The organism is Bradyrhizobium sp. UFLA05-112 (assembly GCF_053572325.1).
Genome location: NZ_JBANBK010000132.1, coordinates 1 through 14,240 on the forward strand (window position 1 = coordinate 1; position 14,240 = coordinate 14,240).

General features: G+C 64.2%; 15 protein-coding genes. 6 read left to right on the plus strand and 9 right to left on the minus strand.

Annotation, left to right across the window (positions count from 1 at the left end):
• The 5 genes from SO180_RS39780 to SO180_RS39800 all read right to left on the minus strand — a co-directional run.
• A partial coding sequence (locus SO180_RS39780) for a hypothetical protein (protein WP_449384247.1) occupies nucleotides 1–206 on the minus strand: 206 nt, incomplete at its 3' end.
• A gap of 474 nt (nucleotides 207–680) precedes the next feature.
• Nucleotides 681–1,193 carry a hypothetical protein gene (locus tag SO180_RS39785; protein ID WP_449384248.1) on the minus strand — a complete coding sequence of 171 codons (513 nt, stop codon included), beginning with the start codon at nucleotides 1,191–1,193 and terminating at the stop codon, nucleotides 681–683.
• A gap of 137 nt (nucleotides 1,194–1,330) precedes the next feature.
• Nucleotides 1,331–1,654, minus strand: a complete 324-nt coding sequence (locus SO180_RS39790; protein WP_449384249.1) for a hypothetical protein — start codon at nucleotides 1,652–1,654, stop codon at nucleotides 1,331–1,333.
• A gap of 141 nt (nucleotides 1,655–1,795) precedes the next feature.
• Nucleotides 1,796–2,317, minus strand: a complete 522-nt coding sequence (locus tag SO180_RS39795) for a GNAT family N-acetyltransferase (protein ID WP_449384250.1) — start codon at nucleotides 2,315–2,317, stop codon at nucleotides 1,796–1,798.
• Between the two features lie 29 nt (nucleotides 2,318–2,346).
• Nucleotides 2,347–2,901 carry a PAS domain-containing protein gene (locus tag SO180_RS39800; protein WP_449384251.1) on the minus strand — a complete coding sequence of 185 codons (555 nt, stop codon included), beginning with the start codon at nucleotides 2,899–2,901 and terminating at the stop codon, nucleotides 2,347–2,349.
• 455 nt (nucleotides 2,902–3,356) lie between these two features.
• On the opposite strand from SO180_RS39800, the gene SO180_RS39805 reads away from it, so the two are divergent.
• Both SO180_RS39805 and SO180_RS39810 read left to right on the plus strand, forming a co-directional pair.
• On the plus strand, nucleotides 3,357–4,163 hold the full coding sequence (locus tag SO180_RS39805; protein WP_449384252.1) for a rhomboid family intramembrane serine protease: 807 nt from the start codon (nucleotides 3,357–3,359) through the stop codon (nucleotides 4,161–4,163).
• Between the two features lie 190 nt (nucleotides 4,164–4,353).
• Entirely contained in the window at nucleotides 4,354–4,782 is a 429-nt protein-coding gene (locus tag SO180_RS39810) for a CBS domain-containing protein (RefSeq protein WP_449384253.1), read from the plus strand.
• Nucleotides 4,783–4,785: 3 nt separating this feature from the next.
• Here the strand turns inward: SO180_RS39810 and SO180_RS39815 are convergent, their stop codons facing one another.
• Nucleotides 4,786–5,865, minus strand: a complete 1,080-nt coding sequence (locus tag SO180_RS39815) for a patatin-like phospholipase family protein (protein WP_449384254.1) — start codon at nucleotides 5,863–5,865, stop codon at nucleotides 4,786–4,788.
• A gap of 253 nt (nucleotides 5,866–6,118) precedes the next feature.
• Here SO180_RS39815 and SO180_RS39820 point away from each other — a divergent pair, with 253 nt between their 5' ends.
• Complete coding sequence (locus SO180_RS39820) at nucleotides 6,119–7,180, plus strand: hypothetical protein (protein ID WP_449384255.1); 1,062 nt, start codon at nucleotides 6,119–6,121, stop codon at nucleotides 7,178–7,180.
• Between the two features lie 588 nt (nucleotides 7,181–7,768).
• A complete protein-coding gene (locus SO180_RS39825; protein WP_027525651.1) occupies nucleotides 7,769–7,963 on the plus strand; it encodes a hypothetical protein in 195 nt (64 codons plus the stop codon).
• A 67-nt stretch (nucleotides 7,964–8,030) separates the two neighbouring features.
• On the opposite strand, the gene SO180_RS39830 is transcribed toward SO180_RS39825, so the two are convergent.
• Complete coding sequence (locus tag SO180_RS39830; RefSeq protein ID WP_449384259.1) at nucleotides 8,031–9,005, minus strand: zinc-dependent alcohol dehydrogenase family protein; 975 nt, start codon at nucleotides 9,003–9,005, stop codon at nucleotides 8,031–8,033.
• Nucleotides 9,006–9,132: 127 nt separating this feature from the next.
• On the opposite strand from SO180_RS39830, the gene SO180_RS39835 reads away from it, so the two are divergent.
• Nucleotides 9,133–9,984 (plus strand): LysR family transcriptional regulator, encoded by an 852-nt coding sequence (locus SO180_RS39835; protein WP_449384260.1) that lies wholly within the window; start codon nucleotides 9,133–9,135, stop codon nucleotides 9,982–9,984.
• 234 nt (nucleotides 9,985–10,218) lie between these two features.
• A complete protein-coding gene (locus SO180_RS39840) occupies nucleotides 10,219–12,681 on the plus strand; it encodes a putative bifunctional diguanylate cyclase/phosphodiesterase (protein ID WP_449384256.1) in 2,463 nt (820 codons plus the stop codon).
• Here the strand turns inward: SO180_RS39840 and SO180_RS39845 are convergent.
• Both SO180_RS39845 and SO180_RS39850 read right to left on the minus strand, forming a co-directional pair.
• Complete coding sequence (locus SO180_RS39845) at nucleotides 12,667–13,941, minus strand: serine hydrolase domain-containing protein (protein WP_449384257.1); 1,275 nt, start codon at nucleotides 13,939–13,941, stop codon at nucleotides 12,667–12,669. The genes SO180_RS39840 and SO180_RS39845 overlap by 15 nt on opposite strands.
• Before the next feature lie 19 nt (nucleotides 13,942–13,960).
• Nucleotides 13,961–14,240: hypothetical protein (locus SO180_RS39850; RefSeq protein WP_449384258.1), on the minus strand; the 280-nt coding region annotated here is incomplete at its 5' end.

Consider the following 14,240-nt stretch of genomic DNA (forward strand, 5'->3'; position numbering starts at 1 on the left):
GCACTGGCGAGCCCTAAGCCGACGCCAAGGCCCACGGCCGGTCCGCGCCAGCCCCAGCCGCCTCCACGCCACCCTCCGCCCCAGCCGCCACCGTGCCATCCTCCACCTGCAAATCCGCCATGAAAGCCACGCTGTGCGGAAGCAGCGCCCGGTGCGAGAGCAAGGATCGCAGCAACGCCGAGCGCGAAAAGCGCCTTTTTGACCATGAGAAACCTCCGTAGGTCGAGGAATTGCGCGAAGTAAACGGCTCACGGTCTCGTTGGTTGCAGTCCCGGGGGGCGGAGGGCCGGCCGCGCAACCAACTCACACGCTGGAGCCAAGGATCGCATCCACGACAGCGTCCGTGATCGAGAACAAGCTGCCGCGCGCCACCACTTGGCGGCGCGGTACCAGCAACCTCGTTCGCGGCGAGATGCCGGCGATGATCAGGGCAGGGCTTACGGTTACGCGGAGGAGGGTGAGCCTGCGTCTGCGGAATTGATTAGGATTCGAAAAGGGCCGGCGCTGCGGCGGCAGATTCGTGGACCAGTTCGCGGCCGAAGGGGGGACGATTTTGATCCCGCATCCGAATGTTCTGAGCGATCTCGCTGCCTTTCTGGTCGAGGCCAAGCGCGATGACTTCATCCTAATCTCGTCGCGCTTTAGGAGCGTGCCGGCAATGCCCGTCTGGCTTGTCGCCGTTACGTGCGTCCAAGGTCGGTCTCCTTCGCCACCGTCGCGCCAACCACCTTGGTGCCTTCGAGTTCTCGCACGATCCGTTCGTCCGGTCCGACGATCCCCAGATCGAACTCCCGATCCGGCGCGACGAGAATCATGCGCCGGCCGACGATCACGACTACTGTCATGTCGTTCGTCTCGCCCGCGCCCGCCCAATCGCGGATTTTCGCGGCATAGGGCTGGTTGCGCCAGGCGTTGGGAAAGCCTGGGTCGCACCTGACCTCGAGACCGTCTTCCGACGTTGTCAGAACGAGCTTTGATCTGCTTGGTTTCCATTGCTCGTCGAGGAGATCATTGACGAGCCAGAGGCAGCTGAAGCTTTCGCATTCGGCTGGTCGTTCAGCGTAGATCGAGCAGCCGCGGCCAGGCCGGCAATGCGCGCACCACACGTTCACGGGCTTGGACAGCGCCTCGATCGCCATCACCTTGCAGCACAGCGTGCAGTCGCCGCACTGCCGCTTGATGGAGGAGGTCACGCGCGCATCCTCGAGAGATCCGGTTGTGCAGAGCCTACACGAAGCGGCGAAGAGAAGCTTTCATTCCCTCGCGAGCGAAAGAAGACGACGCCGCCGGGGCACGCCGGCGGCGTCGTGTTTGGTCATGTCAGGTGAACTCAGCGGCCGCCGCCACCACCGCCGCTACCACCTCCGCCTCCGCCACCACCTCCACCTCCTCCGGCGTTATTCATTGCGGAGCTGTAGCGGGGATCGGTCTGCTTCATGTAGGTCGGGGACGTGTCGCGGGGAGGCGTCGGCAGGCGAACGATTCGCCGACCTTCCAGGGCGACGGTCGGAGGAATTGCGCCACACCCCGCAAGGAAGAAGACGTCGCAGGTCGAAACGCGCTCGTGGAATGCGCTGGCGTTGGTCGTGGCCATCGCGGTCGTCGCAGCGAAACTGATCAATGCAATTGCCGTCAATCTGGATTTCGTAAACATCGGAATTCTCCAGCCTTCGGTTCGGCGAAGCCCGGAACGGCCCGCTCAGCCGTTGGACGGGGTCGGATGAAGACCGGTTCGAGCGGCTACACGGCAACGTGAACGATCCGCGGCGACGGCAGGCCTGCACACTGCGCCACACTAGGCGCCGCGCAAACCGCGCTGATTGAGATCGCGGACCATGTATCTTGCGCCCTCTCCATAGGATGCCAGCTTGATGCGCAACGCCGCATCGGGCGCGATCACGCGAAAATCATGGCGCGACCAGAATGAAGCGGTGTCGTAGACGGAGACGAGCGCGAGATGTTCGATTCCGTTCGCGCGCGCCAGGCGTGCGAGCGTCTCGATGTACGATGTCGCAACGCGATTGCCGCGCGAGGCGGGCATCACCGCGACGTCATGCAAGTAGAGGCAGTCCGGCGCGGGCGGCAGTTTTTGCAGGTAGTCGTCGAGCGGCGGAATCTGGTGGAGCGTCCAGGGATGAGCGATGCCGTAGCCAAAGACGTCGTCTCCTGCGGTGAGCATTCGGCAGCCCTCCGGAAACAAGCTCATCTTCTCCGCCAGCACGTCCGCGCGTTCCGGCAGATCGGGATGGATGGCCGCCGCGATCGCGATGATCGCCGGCAGATCGGAGGGCTTGGCGCAGCGCCAATGTGATTGCACGTTGCTTCCAGCGCGCCCGGGGCGGGCGCCTATCTCAGCCCCTCATATACCATCAATCCGCGCGCGATCTGCAGCTTGCGAATGGCGCGGGGCAACAGCTTTTCCGGCTGGTGCAGATAGCGCCACGAGGTGAGGGCGAATTCGCCAAGTGCACCATATTCGTCATCGAACGGGGCGAGCACGCCGGTGACGCTCACCGGTGTATGCGGACGGGCGTTGAAGGGCAGAAGCAAGAGCTCGAGATGTGCGTGCGTGCCGTCTTGCCGTGTCGCAGTGAGGCCGGCGATGGCGCCGAGCGTTTCCTCGGCGACGATGGCAGTGATCTCCTCGATTTCGGTGCGGCTTCGGCCCGTAAACAGCGCGGCAAAGCTCTGGTCCTTGAGATCGCGTCCGGCGAGCGCGCAGACGCGCGTGCCGGCGACGCGGAAGGGGAAGCCAAGCGTCGGCTCGCAGGACAGGACAAAGATGTCGCCGAGCAGGCCGCGGACAGCGGCCGGATCGATATCGGCACGATCAGGCGCCCGCGCGGTGCCGCGCTTATCATCCCAGTAGGCGAAGAATTCGCGACTCGACGGATGTTTCATGACTCTACGCTCCCCCTCGGCCGCACGTCGTGGGACAGACTTGTCCCGCTTCAGTGCACCTCGGGTCCCCTTCTTTGTTGTGCAGGAGCGGATTTGCAGCGTCCATGCCGCTGACGCGTTTTTGGCCCCCTGGGGCGGGCCTTTGCGTCGTTAACGTTAAATTAACGATGGACTTTAACCCGTTCGCACGGCTGCTATGGTTGCCGCGGTCGCAAGCTTCGCCGCTTTTCCAGGTTCTCGGCGGGGCCTGTACACACAAGGCGTCAAACAGTTTGGTCACGGGCCGCGGGGAGGGGTGGGGATAATCCCTTTTCCTCCAAGTTCCGGAAGGCCGACATGGACAGGGAGGGCTTTCCCAGGGCCCTCCCTTTTCCTTTTGTGCACTTGCACGGGGTGGGCAAAGGCGACTATCTCCACGCTTGTCGCCTTGTTCGCGCTTTGAAAGCCAAAATCCCTTGGACGCCCCGCCTAATTCTCCGCCGGATGAGCCGGCCGCACTTCACGACGCGCGGCGCGAGCCGGTTTTGACGCTGCCGCGCGCGCTGACGGCCTACGTCGCGCTGCTGGTGGTGATCCATCTGCGGGTACTGCTGCCGCCGGAGCTCGAAAACTGGACCATTGACGTATTCGGCTTCATCCCGAAGCGCTACGATTCCTCGCTGCTCAATCTTTCGATCCCCGGCGGCACCGGTGCGAAGGTATGGACCTTCGTCACCTATTCTCTGCTCCACGCCAATCTTACCCATCTCGGCTTCAATGTGCTGTGGCTGTTGCCGTTCGGTAGCGCGCTGGCGCGGCGCTTTGGGCCGGTGCGCTTCTACCTGTTCCTGGCGATGACGGCGGCGGCGGGCGCGCTTGCTCATCTGCTCACCCATGAGCATGCGGTGGTGCCGATGATCGGGGCGTCGGCGTCGGTATCCGGCGCCATGGCGGCGGCGATCCGCTTTGCCTTCGTGCGCGGCAGCTTCCTGTCCTTCAGCCGCAGCGATGCCGACACGGCGGCAAAGGTGCCGGCGCTGCCGCTGTCGCGAGCTCTGCGCGACGGGCGGGTTATGGGCTTTCTCGCGGTGTGGTTCGGCGTCAACATCATCTTCGGCATCGGGGCCATCGGGGTCGATACGGAGGGTGCAACCGTCGCCTGGCAGGCGCATATCGGCGGCTTCTTCGCAGGCCTTCTGCTGTTCTCGCTGTTCGACCCCGTGCCGCGCGCGCGTCCCGATACTGCAGATGCGTCATCACAGGACATTTCAGATCGCATTTGAAGCGGCGCTTGCGGGATGGAGCGATTTCATCCATCATCTCATGCGAAGAATGTCGTTATACGACAAGCCGGTAGCGGCCCTGCTTCGCGCAGCGCCTGACAACGAAACCGGCATTGAGACTGTTAGTTGAAGACTCGCGAACAAGTCCGGCCCAAGCTTAGAGGGCTGGGTCGGATTCAGGGAGGCGGCAATGACGGTACGTTCTATCCTCAACACCAAGGGCCATCAGATCATGAATGTCGAGCCCGACGCAAAGATGTCGGCCGCAATCAAGCTGCTTGGCGAGAAGAAGATCGGCGCGGTTCTGGTGATGAATCAAAGCCGGCTGGAAGGCATCCTGTCGGAGCGCGACATCGTGCGCGTGCTGGGCGAGCGGGGCGCCGGCGTGCTGGAGGAACCGGTCTCGAGCGTCATGACCCGCAAGGTCGTGACCTGCAAGGAGACTGACACGGTCGCCGAGATCATGGAGATGATGACCACAGGCAAGTTCCGACACCTGCCGGTCATCGATAATGGCAAGGTTGTTGGCCTGATCTCGATCGGCGACATCGTCAAATGGCGTGTGCGCGAATACGAGACCGAGCAGGAAGCCCTGCGCGACTACATCAAGACAGCCTGAGCCTTATTCGCCGACTTTCTCGCCGGCCTTGTTCTGGTCAGTTTTGGGCGCGGTGCCATCCGGCGCCGGCGCCAGCACGTGGATCGCCTCCTGGATGGAGTCGATCGCGCGCTCGGCGGCGCGCGTGCCGAACGCGATCAGATCGTCGGCGCGGTGGAAGTCGAACCAGCCGATCTGGCCGACCCGCGGTGTGATCAGCATGTCCGGCGGATCGCCTGCAAGGCGCGCGCGGGTGATGCGGTCCTGCATGATGTTGAAGGCATCCACCATCACCGAGGAGATGCCGGGCCGTCCGCCGCCGCCGAAGAACTCGCGCTTCATTGTGCGCTCGGGCGAGAAAAGCCTCGGGAAGCGGCGCTTGGCGGCGTCCTTTGCCGCGGCGTCCTCGGTTGCCGGCGACTCGACCGGAGCGGGCATCGCGCCATGCGAATAGATGGTCGTGGAATGGGTGAAGATGTCGCTCGAAAGATTTGCCGCGATGACGATTTCCGCGCCCAGCGCCCGCGCCGCTGAGACCGGCACTGGGTTGACCAGCGCGCCATCAACCAGCCAGCGATCGCCGATCAGCACGGGGGAGAAGATGCCAGGCAGCGCATAGGATGCGCGCATCGCCTCGACCATGCGGCCGCGTGTCAGCCAGATCTCGTGGCCGGTGCGGACTTCCGTGGCGACTGTAGCAAACTTGATCGGCAGATCCTCGATCAGGGTCTGGCCGATCGCTGCCTCGAGCCGGGTTGCGAGCTTCTCGCCGCCGATCAGGCCGGAGCCATTGAGGCGGATGTCGAGATAGGAGAGGATGTTGCGTACGCCCTGGAAGCTGCGCGCCCAGTCCTCAAGCGTGTCGAGATGGCCGGCCGCATAGGCGCCGCCGATGACCGCACCTATCGAGGTGCCGACCACCACGTTCGGCACGATGCCGTTGGCCAGCAACGTCTTCAAGATACCGATGTGGGCGAAACCGCGCGCAGCACCGCCGCCGAGCGCAAGGCCGATGACCGGCCGGCGAATGCTGCCGAGCCCCACCTTTTCGCCGTTCGCGCCGTTGGAGCCATTCGCGCCGCGACCCTTCAACATATCCAGCACCGACGATCTCCTACGACCCGACTGACGCTTACGACCCGACTAACGCTGACCAGATTAGGCACCGCAATCCCGCCCCGCCAGAAACACAGCGAAGCATGGTTTATGCTGCTTTGGTGAGCGCGCTGGGCAGGAGTATGGCGATGGCCGGTTGCCGCGGGACTAACCATTTAAGGTTCCGCCTGTTCCAAAAACAGGTGTTTCCCGGGGTTCCAGTGGCTTGAATTTGCCGCGTTTTCGGTGAAAAGCAGGTTGCATGATTTTCGGGGGTGACGGCATCAAACGATGGCGGCGCAGCGGATGGCTGCTGCCGGGCGTTTTGCTTGCCTGCTTGCTTGGCGGGGGTGCCGCTCACGCGCAATTGTTCTCTGATCGCCCGCCGCCGGTGCCGCCGGCCGCCGTGCCCGATCCCGGCGCGGCCGTCAGCCTCGCGCCGCCCTCGGGTCCGGGGGCGGCGCCGCCGAGCCTGCCGCCGACGCTGACGCAGCCGGCTTCTCCCACGATCCCGCCCTCGGTCTCGACGGTCCCGCCCGCCGCGCCCATGGGGGCGGCGGCGCCCGGCCAGGCCGTGCTGTCGCTGACCGCGAAATACGGCAAGGATCTGCCGCCGATCACCAGCGGGCTGGTGTGGCGGGTGTTTGCCGACCGCCCCGACGAGAACGGCACCTTCAAGCTGATCCGCGAGGACCGCAACGCCACGCCCAACATCGTGCTGCCGCCCGGCAATTACGTCGTGCACGTCGCCTTCGGCCTCGTCAGCGCGGTGCGTACGGTGAGTCTGAAGGCGGAGACTGACCGCGAGGCCTTCGTGCTGCCGGCGGGAGGCCTGCGCATCGAGGGCCGCGTCGGCACCAGCCGCATTCCACAAAACCAGATCTCGTTCGCGATCTACAAGGGCAGCCAGTTCGAAGGCGGCGAGCGCTCCTCGTTGGTACCGAACGTCGCCGCCGGCGACGTCGTCCTGCTGCCTGAGGGCACCTACTACATCATCTCCAACTATGGCGACGCCAACTCGGTGGTGCGATCCGACATCCGCGTGCAGGCTGGCAAGCTCACGGACGTGACCATCACCCACCGCGCCGCCGTGATCACGCTGAAGCTTGTCAGCGACAAGGGCGGCGAGGCGCTCGCCAACACCGCCTGGTCGGTGCTCACCCCCGGCGGCGACGTGATCAAGGAATCGATCGGCGCCTTCCCGCGCGTCGTGCTCTCTGAAGGCGAATACCGCGCCATCGCCAAGAACGAGGGCAAGGTCTATGAGCGCGGCTTCAACGTCGTCAACGGCGTCGACGGCGAAGTCGAAGTCGTCGCGCGCTAAACCCCGGTAGCGCAGTCCCTCGACCAGCACGGCGAAGGCAGGGGGCAATATCGTACCGCGCTTCTCATTCAGCGCACGAAAAGGTCAGCCAGGCTGATCCACCTGCTCGGCGCGCTCGCGAAAGGCGCAGATCGCGCTCGCCTGGTTGTTGGCGCAAAAGCCCTGGATCGTGCCGATTTTCGGAGCCAAGAGAGCAGAACATCAGTGCCGTCACACAGACGAACACCGATCGCCGTGCCATCGACATCTCGTCAGCGTCACCGAAGGCGATCGCTATCCGGCGCATTTGCAGCAGGCGCTAGTTGGCCGCTGAGGCTCAGCATGGGGATTGACCGGTGAGTCTCTGCTCACCGGTCATCCCGCCCTGTGTTTTGATTTGGGTGCGTGTGCGAAAGCGCTGCCAAAAACGTCTTCAAGTGCAAGGCTTTGGGAAACACCGCACCCGCGACGTAATTCCGATAATCAATTTTGTTCTCTTTCGCTCCTGCTGCGTTATATCTCTGACATCCGTCCAAGGGGGCGGGATGCGCGGGTCGTCTATGTTCGCCGCGCGTGGCCGGCAACGAGCAGGGGGCGCAGCCCGACGGCATGTTCGAAGTGGTCCTTACGAGACGCAAGCGATTTGGCTGGCGGTGGCAGGTTTGCGACCAGTCAGGCAAACTGTTTGCCGACGGCTTCGAGCGCACCCGTCCGGCGGCCAAGTATCAGGGTGAACGCGCGCTGTTCTTCCTCCTGTCCCAGGCCTACTTGAACAATCGGTCGGCGGCCTCGAGCGAGGACTAGCGGGCCGCAGCCCAGCCTGGGAAGGCGCGGGACCATGAAGCGCTGCAAGATTGTCTATCTTGCCGGCTCAGAGTTCGACGATCAGCTTGCCCTTGGCGCCGCGGTCGCGGATCAGCGCGTAGGCGTCGGCGACGGTCTGAAGCGTGAAGCGGCGGGGATCGAGCAGCGGCACGAGCTTGCCCGCTTCGGCAAGGCGGGTCGCTTCCGCCAGGATATCGCCGTGATGTGCGCGGCCTTCGCCGGTCAGCAGAGGCAGTAGCGTGAACACGCCGGAATAGGTTGCTGCACGGAACGACAGCGGTGCCAGCGAATGCGTGCCCCAGCCGAGCGCGCTCACCACATGGCCGAAGCGGCGTACGGCAGTGAAGGAGGTGTCGAGCACGGCTCCGCCGACGGTGTCGTAGACGATATCGAAACCGCGCTCCGCCGTGTGCCGCGCAACGTAAGCCTCGACAGTCTCGTCGCGGTCGATGAAGGTCGCGCCGAGACTTTCGATGTAAGTGCGCTGCGCCTTGGAGCCGGTGGCAAACACCTCCGCGCCGGCCGCATGTGCGAGTTGGATCGCGACATGGCCGACGCCGCCGGCACCGCCGTGAATCAGGACCTTGCTGCCGGGTGAAACTCTGGCCCGGTCGACTAGGCCCTCCCAGGCGGTGATGAAGATGAGGGGCAGGGCGGTCGCCTCCCGCATGCTGAGATTGGCAGGCTTCAACGCCAGCAGATCTGCATCCACCGCAGCGAATTCGGCTAGCGAGCCCTGGACGCCGCCGACACCACCGATCATCCCGTATACTTCATCGCCCGGACTGAAGCGCGTCACCGCCGCGCCCACGTGCTCGACCGCGCCGGCGACATCGATCCCGAGGATTGCAGGCAGCGGATGGCGCGCGTGAGCCGCGGTGCCTGCATGGATCTTTGTGTCCAGCGGATTGACTCCGCTCACCATCACGCGGACGAGGACCTCGTTGGGGCCGATCGCGGGCGTGGAGATTCGGGTGATGCGAAGCGGCACGCCATGCTTCTCGAGGACCGCTGCGCGCATATCGGGTGTCGTTGTCATCGCCATCTCGCTCCGTTGTCCGGTCTGCAAGATCGGCATTATTTTTTTGCATGAAAATGAACAAGAACGTACGCTATCCATGCATTCTTGAATGACCATGGTGAGCCGCATGGAATGGAGCGACCTGCGCATCTTTCTTGCGATCGCACGCCAAGGAACGCTCGGCGCTGCCGCGCGAAAAATCGGCCAGACCCAGCCGACCATGGGGCGACGGCTGCGCGCGCTCGAGAAGGCGCTCGGCCAGACGCTGTTCCAGCGCACGGCCGATGGCTTCGTCCTCACCGATGAAGGGTCGGCCGTACTTCGGCATGCCGAACGAATCGAGGAGGAGGCGATGACGCTGGAGCGGCGGCTGTCCGGTGCGGAAGCGCAGCTCGATGGATTGCTGCGCGTCTCCTCGTCGGACTGGTTCGGAACCTACATGTTGTCGCCGGTCATCGCGGAATTTGGCAAGCGCCACCCCAAAGTCGTGGTCGAGCTGCTCACCGATGCCCGACTTTACGGCCTGTCGCACCGCGAGGCCGATCTCGTCTTCCGTATCACCGCGTTCGACGAGCCCGAGGTGATTTCGCGGAAGCTGCTGCACATTCCCTACGCGCTGTACGGGCGCAAGGGCAGCAAGCCGCCGCGGGCGGGCGACGGGCGCGGCGCGCGCGTGGTGACGATGAATGCGGACTTCGCCAGCATGCCCGACGCCACCTGGCTGAAGCGCACACTGCCGAACGCCGAAATCGGCTTTCGCAGCAACAATCGCGAGGTTCAGGCCGAGCTCTGTGCCGGCGGCGGCGGTTTGGCCGTGTTGCCGCGGCTCCTCGGCGATCGCGACCGCAGGCTCGTCGCGCTCGACATTGGCGAGGCGCCGCCCGGCCGCGATACCTTCGTCGGCTATCATCGCGACCTGCGGCGGCTCTCCCGGCTGCGCGCGCTGCTCGATCTCGTGATCGAGCGGCTGGCGGGCTGACATTGCGCTCGCAAGGACGGTGCTTGGAGGCAGGATGCGCGACAGCTCTCCACCATCGTCCGGGTGCAAACCCAGGAAAGCGAAACGAAACTGTCACAGTCCCTAACGCGCGCTAAACCATCGTGTGACTTAGAACTGTCACAATCGCCGATTGGGCACTGCACACAACGACTCTTTACACGCCATTAAGTGCGCCTGCCTTGGATGCGTTGGGATAGCGCGTTGGGGACTACGATGAGTGCCGCGAAGAAGGCGCCGGGCAAGCCGGCCACCGAAATGTTCGACGACATCCCGGTGCTTCAGCGCAAATGGCACGCCGCGTTGCGGCCGGGCGAACGGTTGCCGCGCTATGAGGACGTCATGCTCGGTAGCCTCGGGCGGCTCGCCGACCACATTGCGCTGCTGCGGAATGATGGTGCGCTCGAACTGTCGCGCAGTGGACGCTACGTGCAGACATGGCTCGGCGACGAGCGTTGGGATGTTCCGGTGGCAGCCCTGCCGCCCGATTGCGCCACCGCGCTTGCGGAAGTCGCGGGGAACGCACTGCGAAACGGCCGCCCGTATCACGGACGCGCGCATTGCGTACGCGACGGCATGGTCAAGACCTACGACGTGCTGGCGCTGCCGACCGCCTCGCGCTGGGGCGCCATGCTGATCGGGACTTACGTCAACGAGTGCGGTGGGCAATATAATCTCCTCGATGCGATCTTCTCTGCGACCGACGACGCGGTGGTATCGCTTGGCGCGCTGCGCGAAGCCGATGCGAGGGTCTTCGACTTCCAGGTCGTGCATCACAACAGAAGTGCGGAGTTGCTCCTGAAGGTCGCGAGCGGAAGCCTGTTGTGGCGCCGACTCGGAGAGGCGGGCACGATCCTCGGAGCACCGGATGTCGTGGAGCTTCTGCTTGCAGCCATCTCCGGCGGCCGTAGCGAGCAGCGCGAAATCGAGAGCGACGGCCGCTATCTCCGGCTCAGCGCCACCGCCTTTGCCGACGTCGTGTCGCTCACGATCTCCGATGTCACTGCGCTGAAGCATCGCGACGCGTCGTTCCGCCTGCTCTTCGACAACAACCCGATGCCGATGTGGGTGTTCGACGCCGAGACGAAACGCTTCCTGAGCGTCAACGACGCCGCGGTTCAGCACTATGGCTATGGCCGGGATGCCTTCCTGCGCATGAGCCTCCCGGAAATCTGGCCGCAGGACGAATGGGACAGCCATTCCGAGGCGCTAGAGCACGTCGGCGATGCCTATCGCTCCTCACGCAACTGGCGGCACCTGCGCGCCGATGGCAGCGAGATCGAGGTGCTGACCTTTGGCCGCCGCGTCACGTTCGAAGGCCGCGATGGCTATCTGGTCGCGGTGGTCGACATCACCGAACGGCGCAAGGCCGAGGCACGCATTGCCTACATGGCCCATCATGATGGGCTCACCAATCTGGCGAACCGCGAGCATTTCCAGGAGCGCCTGAAGCAGGCGCTCGATCAAGCCGGTGGAAAGAGGGTCGGCGTGCTCTGCATCGATCTCGACCTGTTCAAGACCGTCAACGACTCCTTCGGCCATCCCGTGGGCGACCGCCTGCTGAAGGAGGTCGCCGAGCGCCTGGCGATCGCAATTCGCGGCGCCAACCTTGCCGCTCGCCTCGGCGGCGACGAGTTCGCCGTGATCCTCGCCGCCGACGTCTCGCCGAACGAGGCCGGCGCCTGTGCGAGCCTCCTGATCGAGATGCTCAGCGCGCCCTACGACATCGACGGCCTGGAGTTGGTGATCGGCGCCAGCATTGGCATCGCACTGTCGCCCGGCGACGGCGCGACGTCGGAGGAACTGATGCGCAATGCCGACATGGCGCTCTACCGTGCCAAGTCCAACGGCGGTGGCGCTCACCACTTCTTCGAGAAGGAGATGGATCTGCAAGCGCAGCGGCGGCGCGACATGGAGCTCGACCTCAGGCGTGCGTTTGCCAATGGCGAGCTCGAGCTGCATTACCAGCCGCTGGTTTCGATCGCCTCCGACCGCATTTCGGGTTTCGAATCCCTGTTGCGCTGGCGTCATCCGGACAAGGGCATGATCTCGCCGGCCGAGTTCATCCCGGTGGCCGAGGACATCGGGCTGATCACCCAGCTCGGGGAGTGGGTGCTGCGCGAGGCGTGCAGCGAGGCGGTGAAATGGCCGCGCGACATCAAGGTCGCGGTCAACCTGTCGCCGGCGCAATTCCGCAGCCGCAACCTGGTCCAGGTCGTGATCTCCGCGCTGGCACAATCGGGGCTGGCGCCGAAGCGGCTCGAGCTGGAGATCACCGAGTCGATCTTCCTGGCCGAGACCGATGCCAACCTCGCCACTTTGCACCAGTTGCGCGAGCTCGGTGTCGGCATCTCCATGGACGATTTCGGCACCGGCTATTCCAGCCTCAGCTATTTGCGCAGCTTCCCCTTCGACAAGATCAAGATCGATCGGTCCTTCGTCAAGGATCTCGCAGAGCGCCCCGACTGCCTCGCGATCGTGCGCGCGATCTCGGGGCTAGGCCGCAGCCTCAACATCACGACGACGGCAGAAGGCGTCGAGACCGAGGACCAGCTCGATTGGCTGCGCGCGGAAGGATGCAACGAGGTTCAGGGATTTCTGTTCAGCGCGGCGCGCCCGGCGGGTGAGATCGAGCAGTTGCTGACGACGTTCGGACAGCGCGCCTCACGGGCGGCGTAGCTCGGCAGGGTAGGCATCGTAGACGAGCGCCTTGAAGGCCGGCGTGATGCGACCGCGCTCATTCTGGGTCTGCTGCATCATGAGGTAGATCATGTCGAGCTTTGGATCGACGCCGAAATAGGTGCCGCTGCCCGAATCCCACTTCAGTTCGCCGATCGAGCCTGGCGGCGGCGGCTTGGCATCGCCCGGATCGGTGCGCACCGCAAGGCCGTAGCCGTAGCCGAAGCCGTCGCCCGGAAAATAGAAATAGTCGCGATCGACGCCCGAGCCCGGCCCGATGTGGTCCGTCGTCATGTCCTTGAAGGCGGCGGGGCTGAGATAACGCTTGCGGTCGAGCTCGCCGCCGTTGAGCAGCATCTGCGCAAATCGACCATAGTCGGTGATGGTTGAGAGCAGGCCGCCGCCGCCGGATTCCCATTCGGGATGGGCGAGACGGTCGCGCTCGGCGTCGAGCAGGATGGTGTCGTTCGGCAGCGGCCTCGCCATCCGCTTGAATTCGTCGTGCGAGGTCAGCTCGAACTTGGTGCTGGTCATGCCGAGCGGATCGAGCACGTTCTGCTTGAGATATTCGTAAAGTGTCTGCCCCGAGATCACCTCGATGACGCGGCCGAGTACGTCGGTGGAATGGCCATAGCGCCAGAGCGTGCCGGGCTGGCGTGCCAGCGGCAGCCTCGCGATGCGCTCGGCGAACTCGCGGTTGTCGAACTGGCCGGCGAAGATCATCGCATTGTGATAGGCCTGCTCGACCCATTTGCCGCCGATATAGTCGTAGCTGATGCCGGAGGTGTGACGCATCAGGTCCTGGATGGTCACGGGACGATTGGGCGGCACCATCTCGAGGGCAAGCGTGCCGTCGGGATTGGTGACCTCCAACCCAACTTTGGTATCGGCGAAGGACGGGATGTATTTCGAAACCGGGTCGGCGAGTGCGAGCTTGCCCGCGTCAATCAGCATCATCGCCCCCAAGCTCGTGATCGGCTTGGTCATGGAGTGAATGGCGAAGATGGTGTCTGGCGTCATGGCCAGGCCAGTCCGGACGTCGCGCACACCAAAGTTCTTCAGATAGAGCGGCTTGCCGTGCTGCTGAACCAGGATGACCGCACCTGGCAGCCGGCGGGCCACGACCTCGTTGTCGAAGAAGGTCGTGATGCGCTCGAGCTGGTCGGGCGAGGGTGCGGGAATGTCGTTGGCGCGGCTGCGCATGGCGGCGCCGGCGAGCAGAGCTGCGCCGGCGAGGAATGTTCGTCGCGTGGTGGTCATGGCATGAGCCCGCGCAGCGTCAGGCGGCGGCACAGGCGTGAGCAAGCGGCACTTCGGCATCCTGCCCGGCCGACGCAACGGGATCAAAGCCGGAAGATGAGCGGCCCGTCAACTGTGAGAAGTCGACTAAAGCGCGATGAGATGAATCGTCATCGCGCTTCAGGTTGTTGTTTGCGCATGATTTTTCTCGGAAAACCGCTTCGCACTTTTCCGGATCATGCTCTAATCTTACTGAGTCAGAAATCCACGGACCAAGCTGGGTGAGAATCGCATATTGAAGGAGATTCAACGCGAGATCG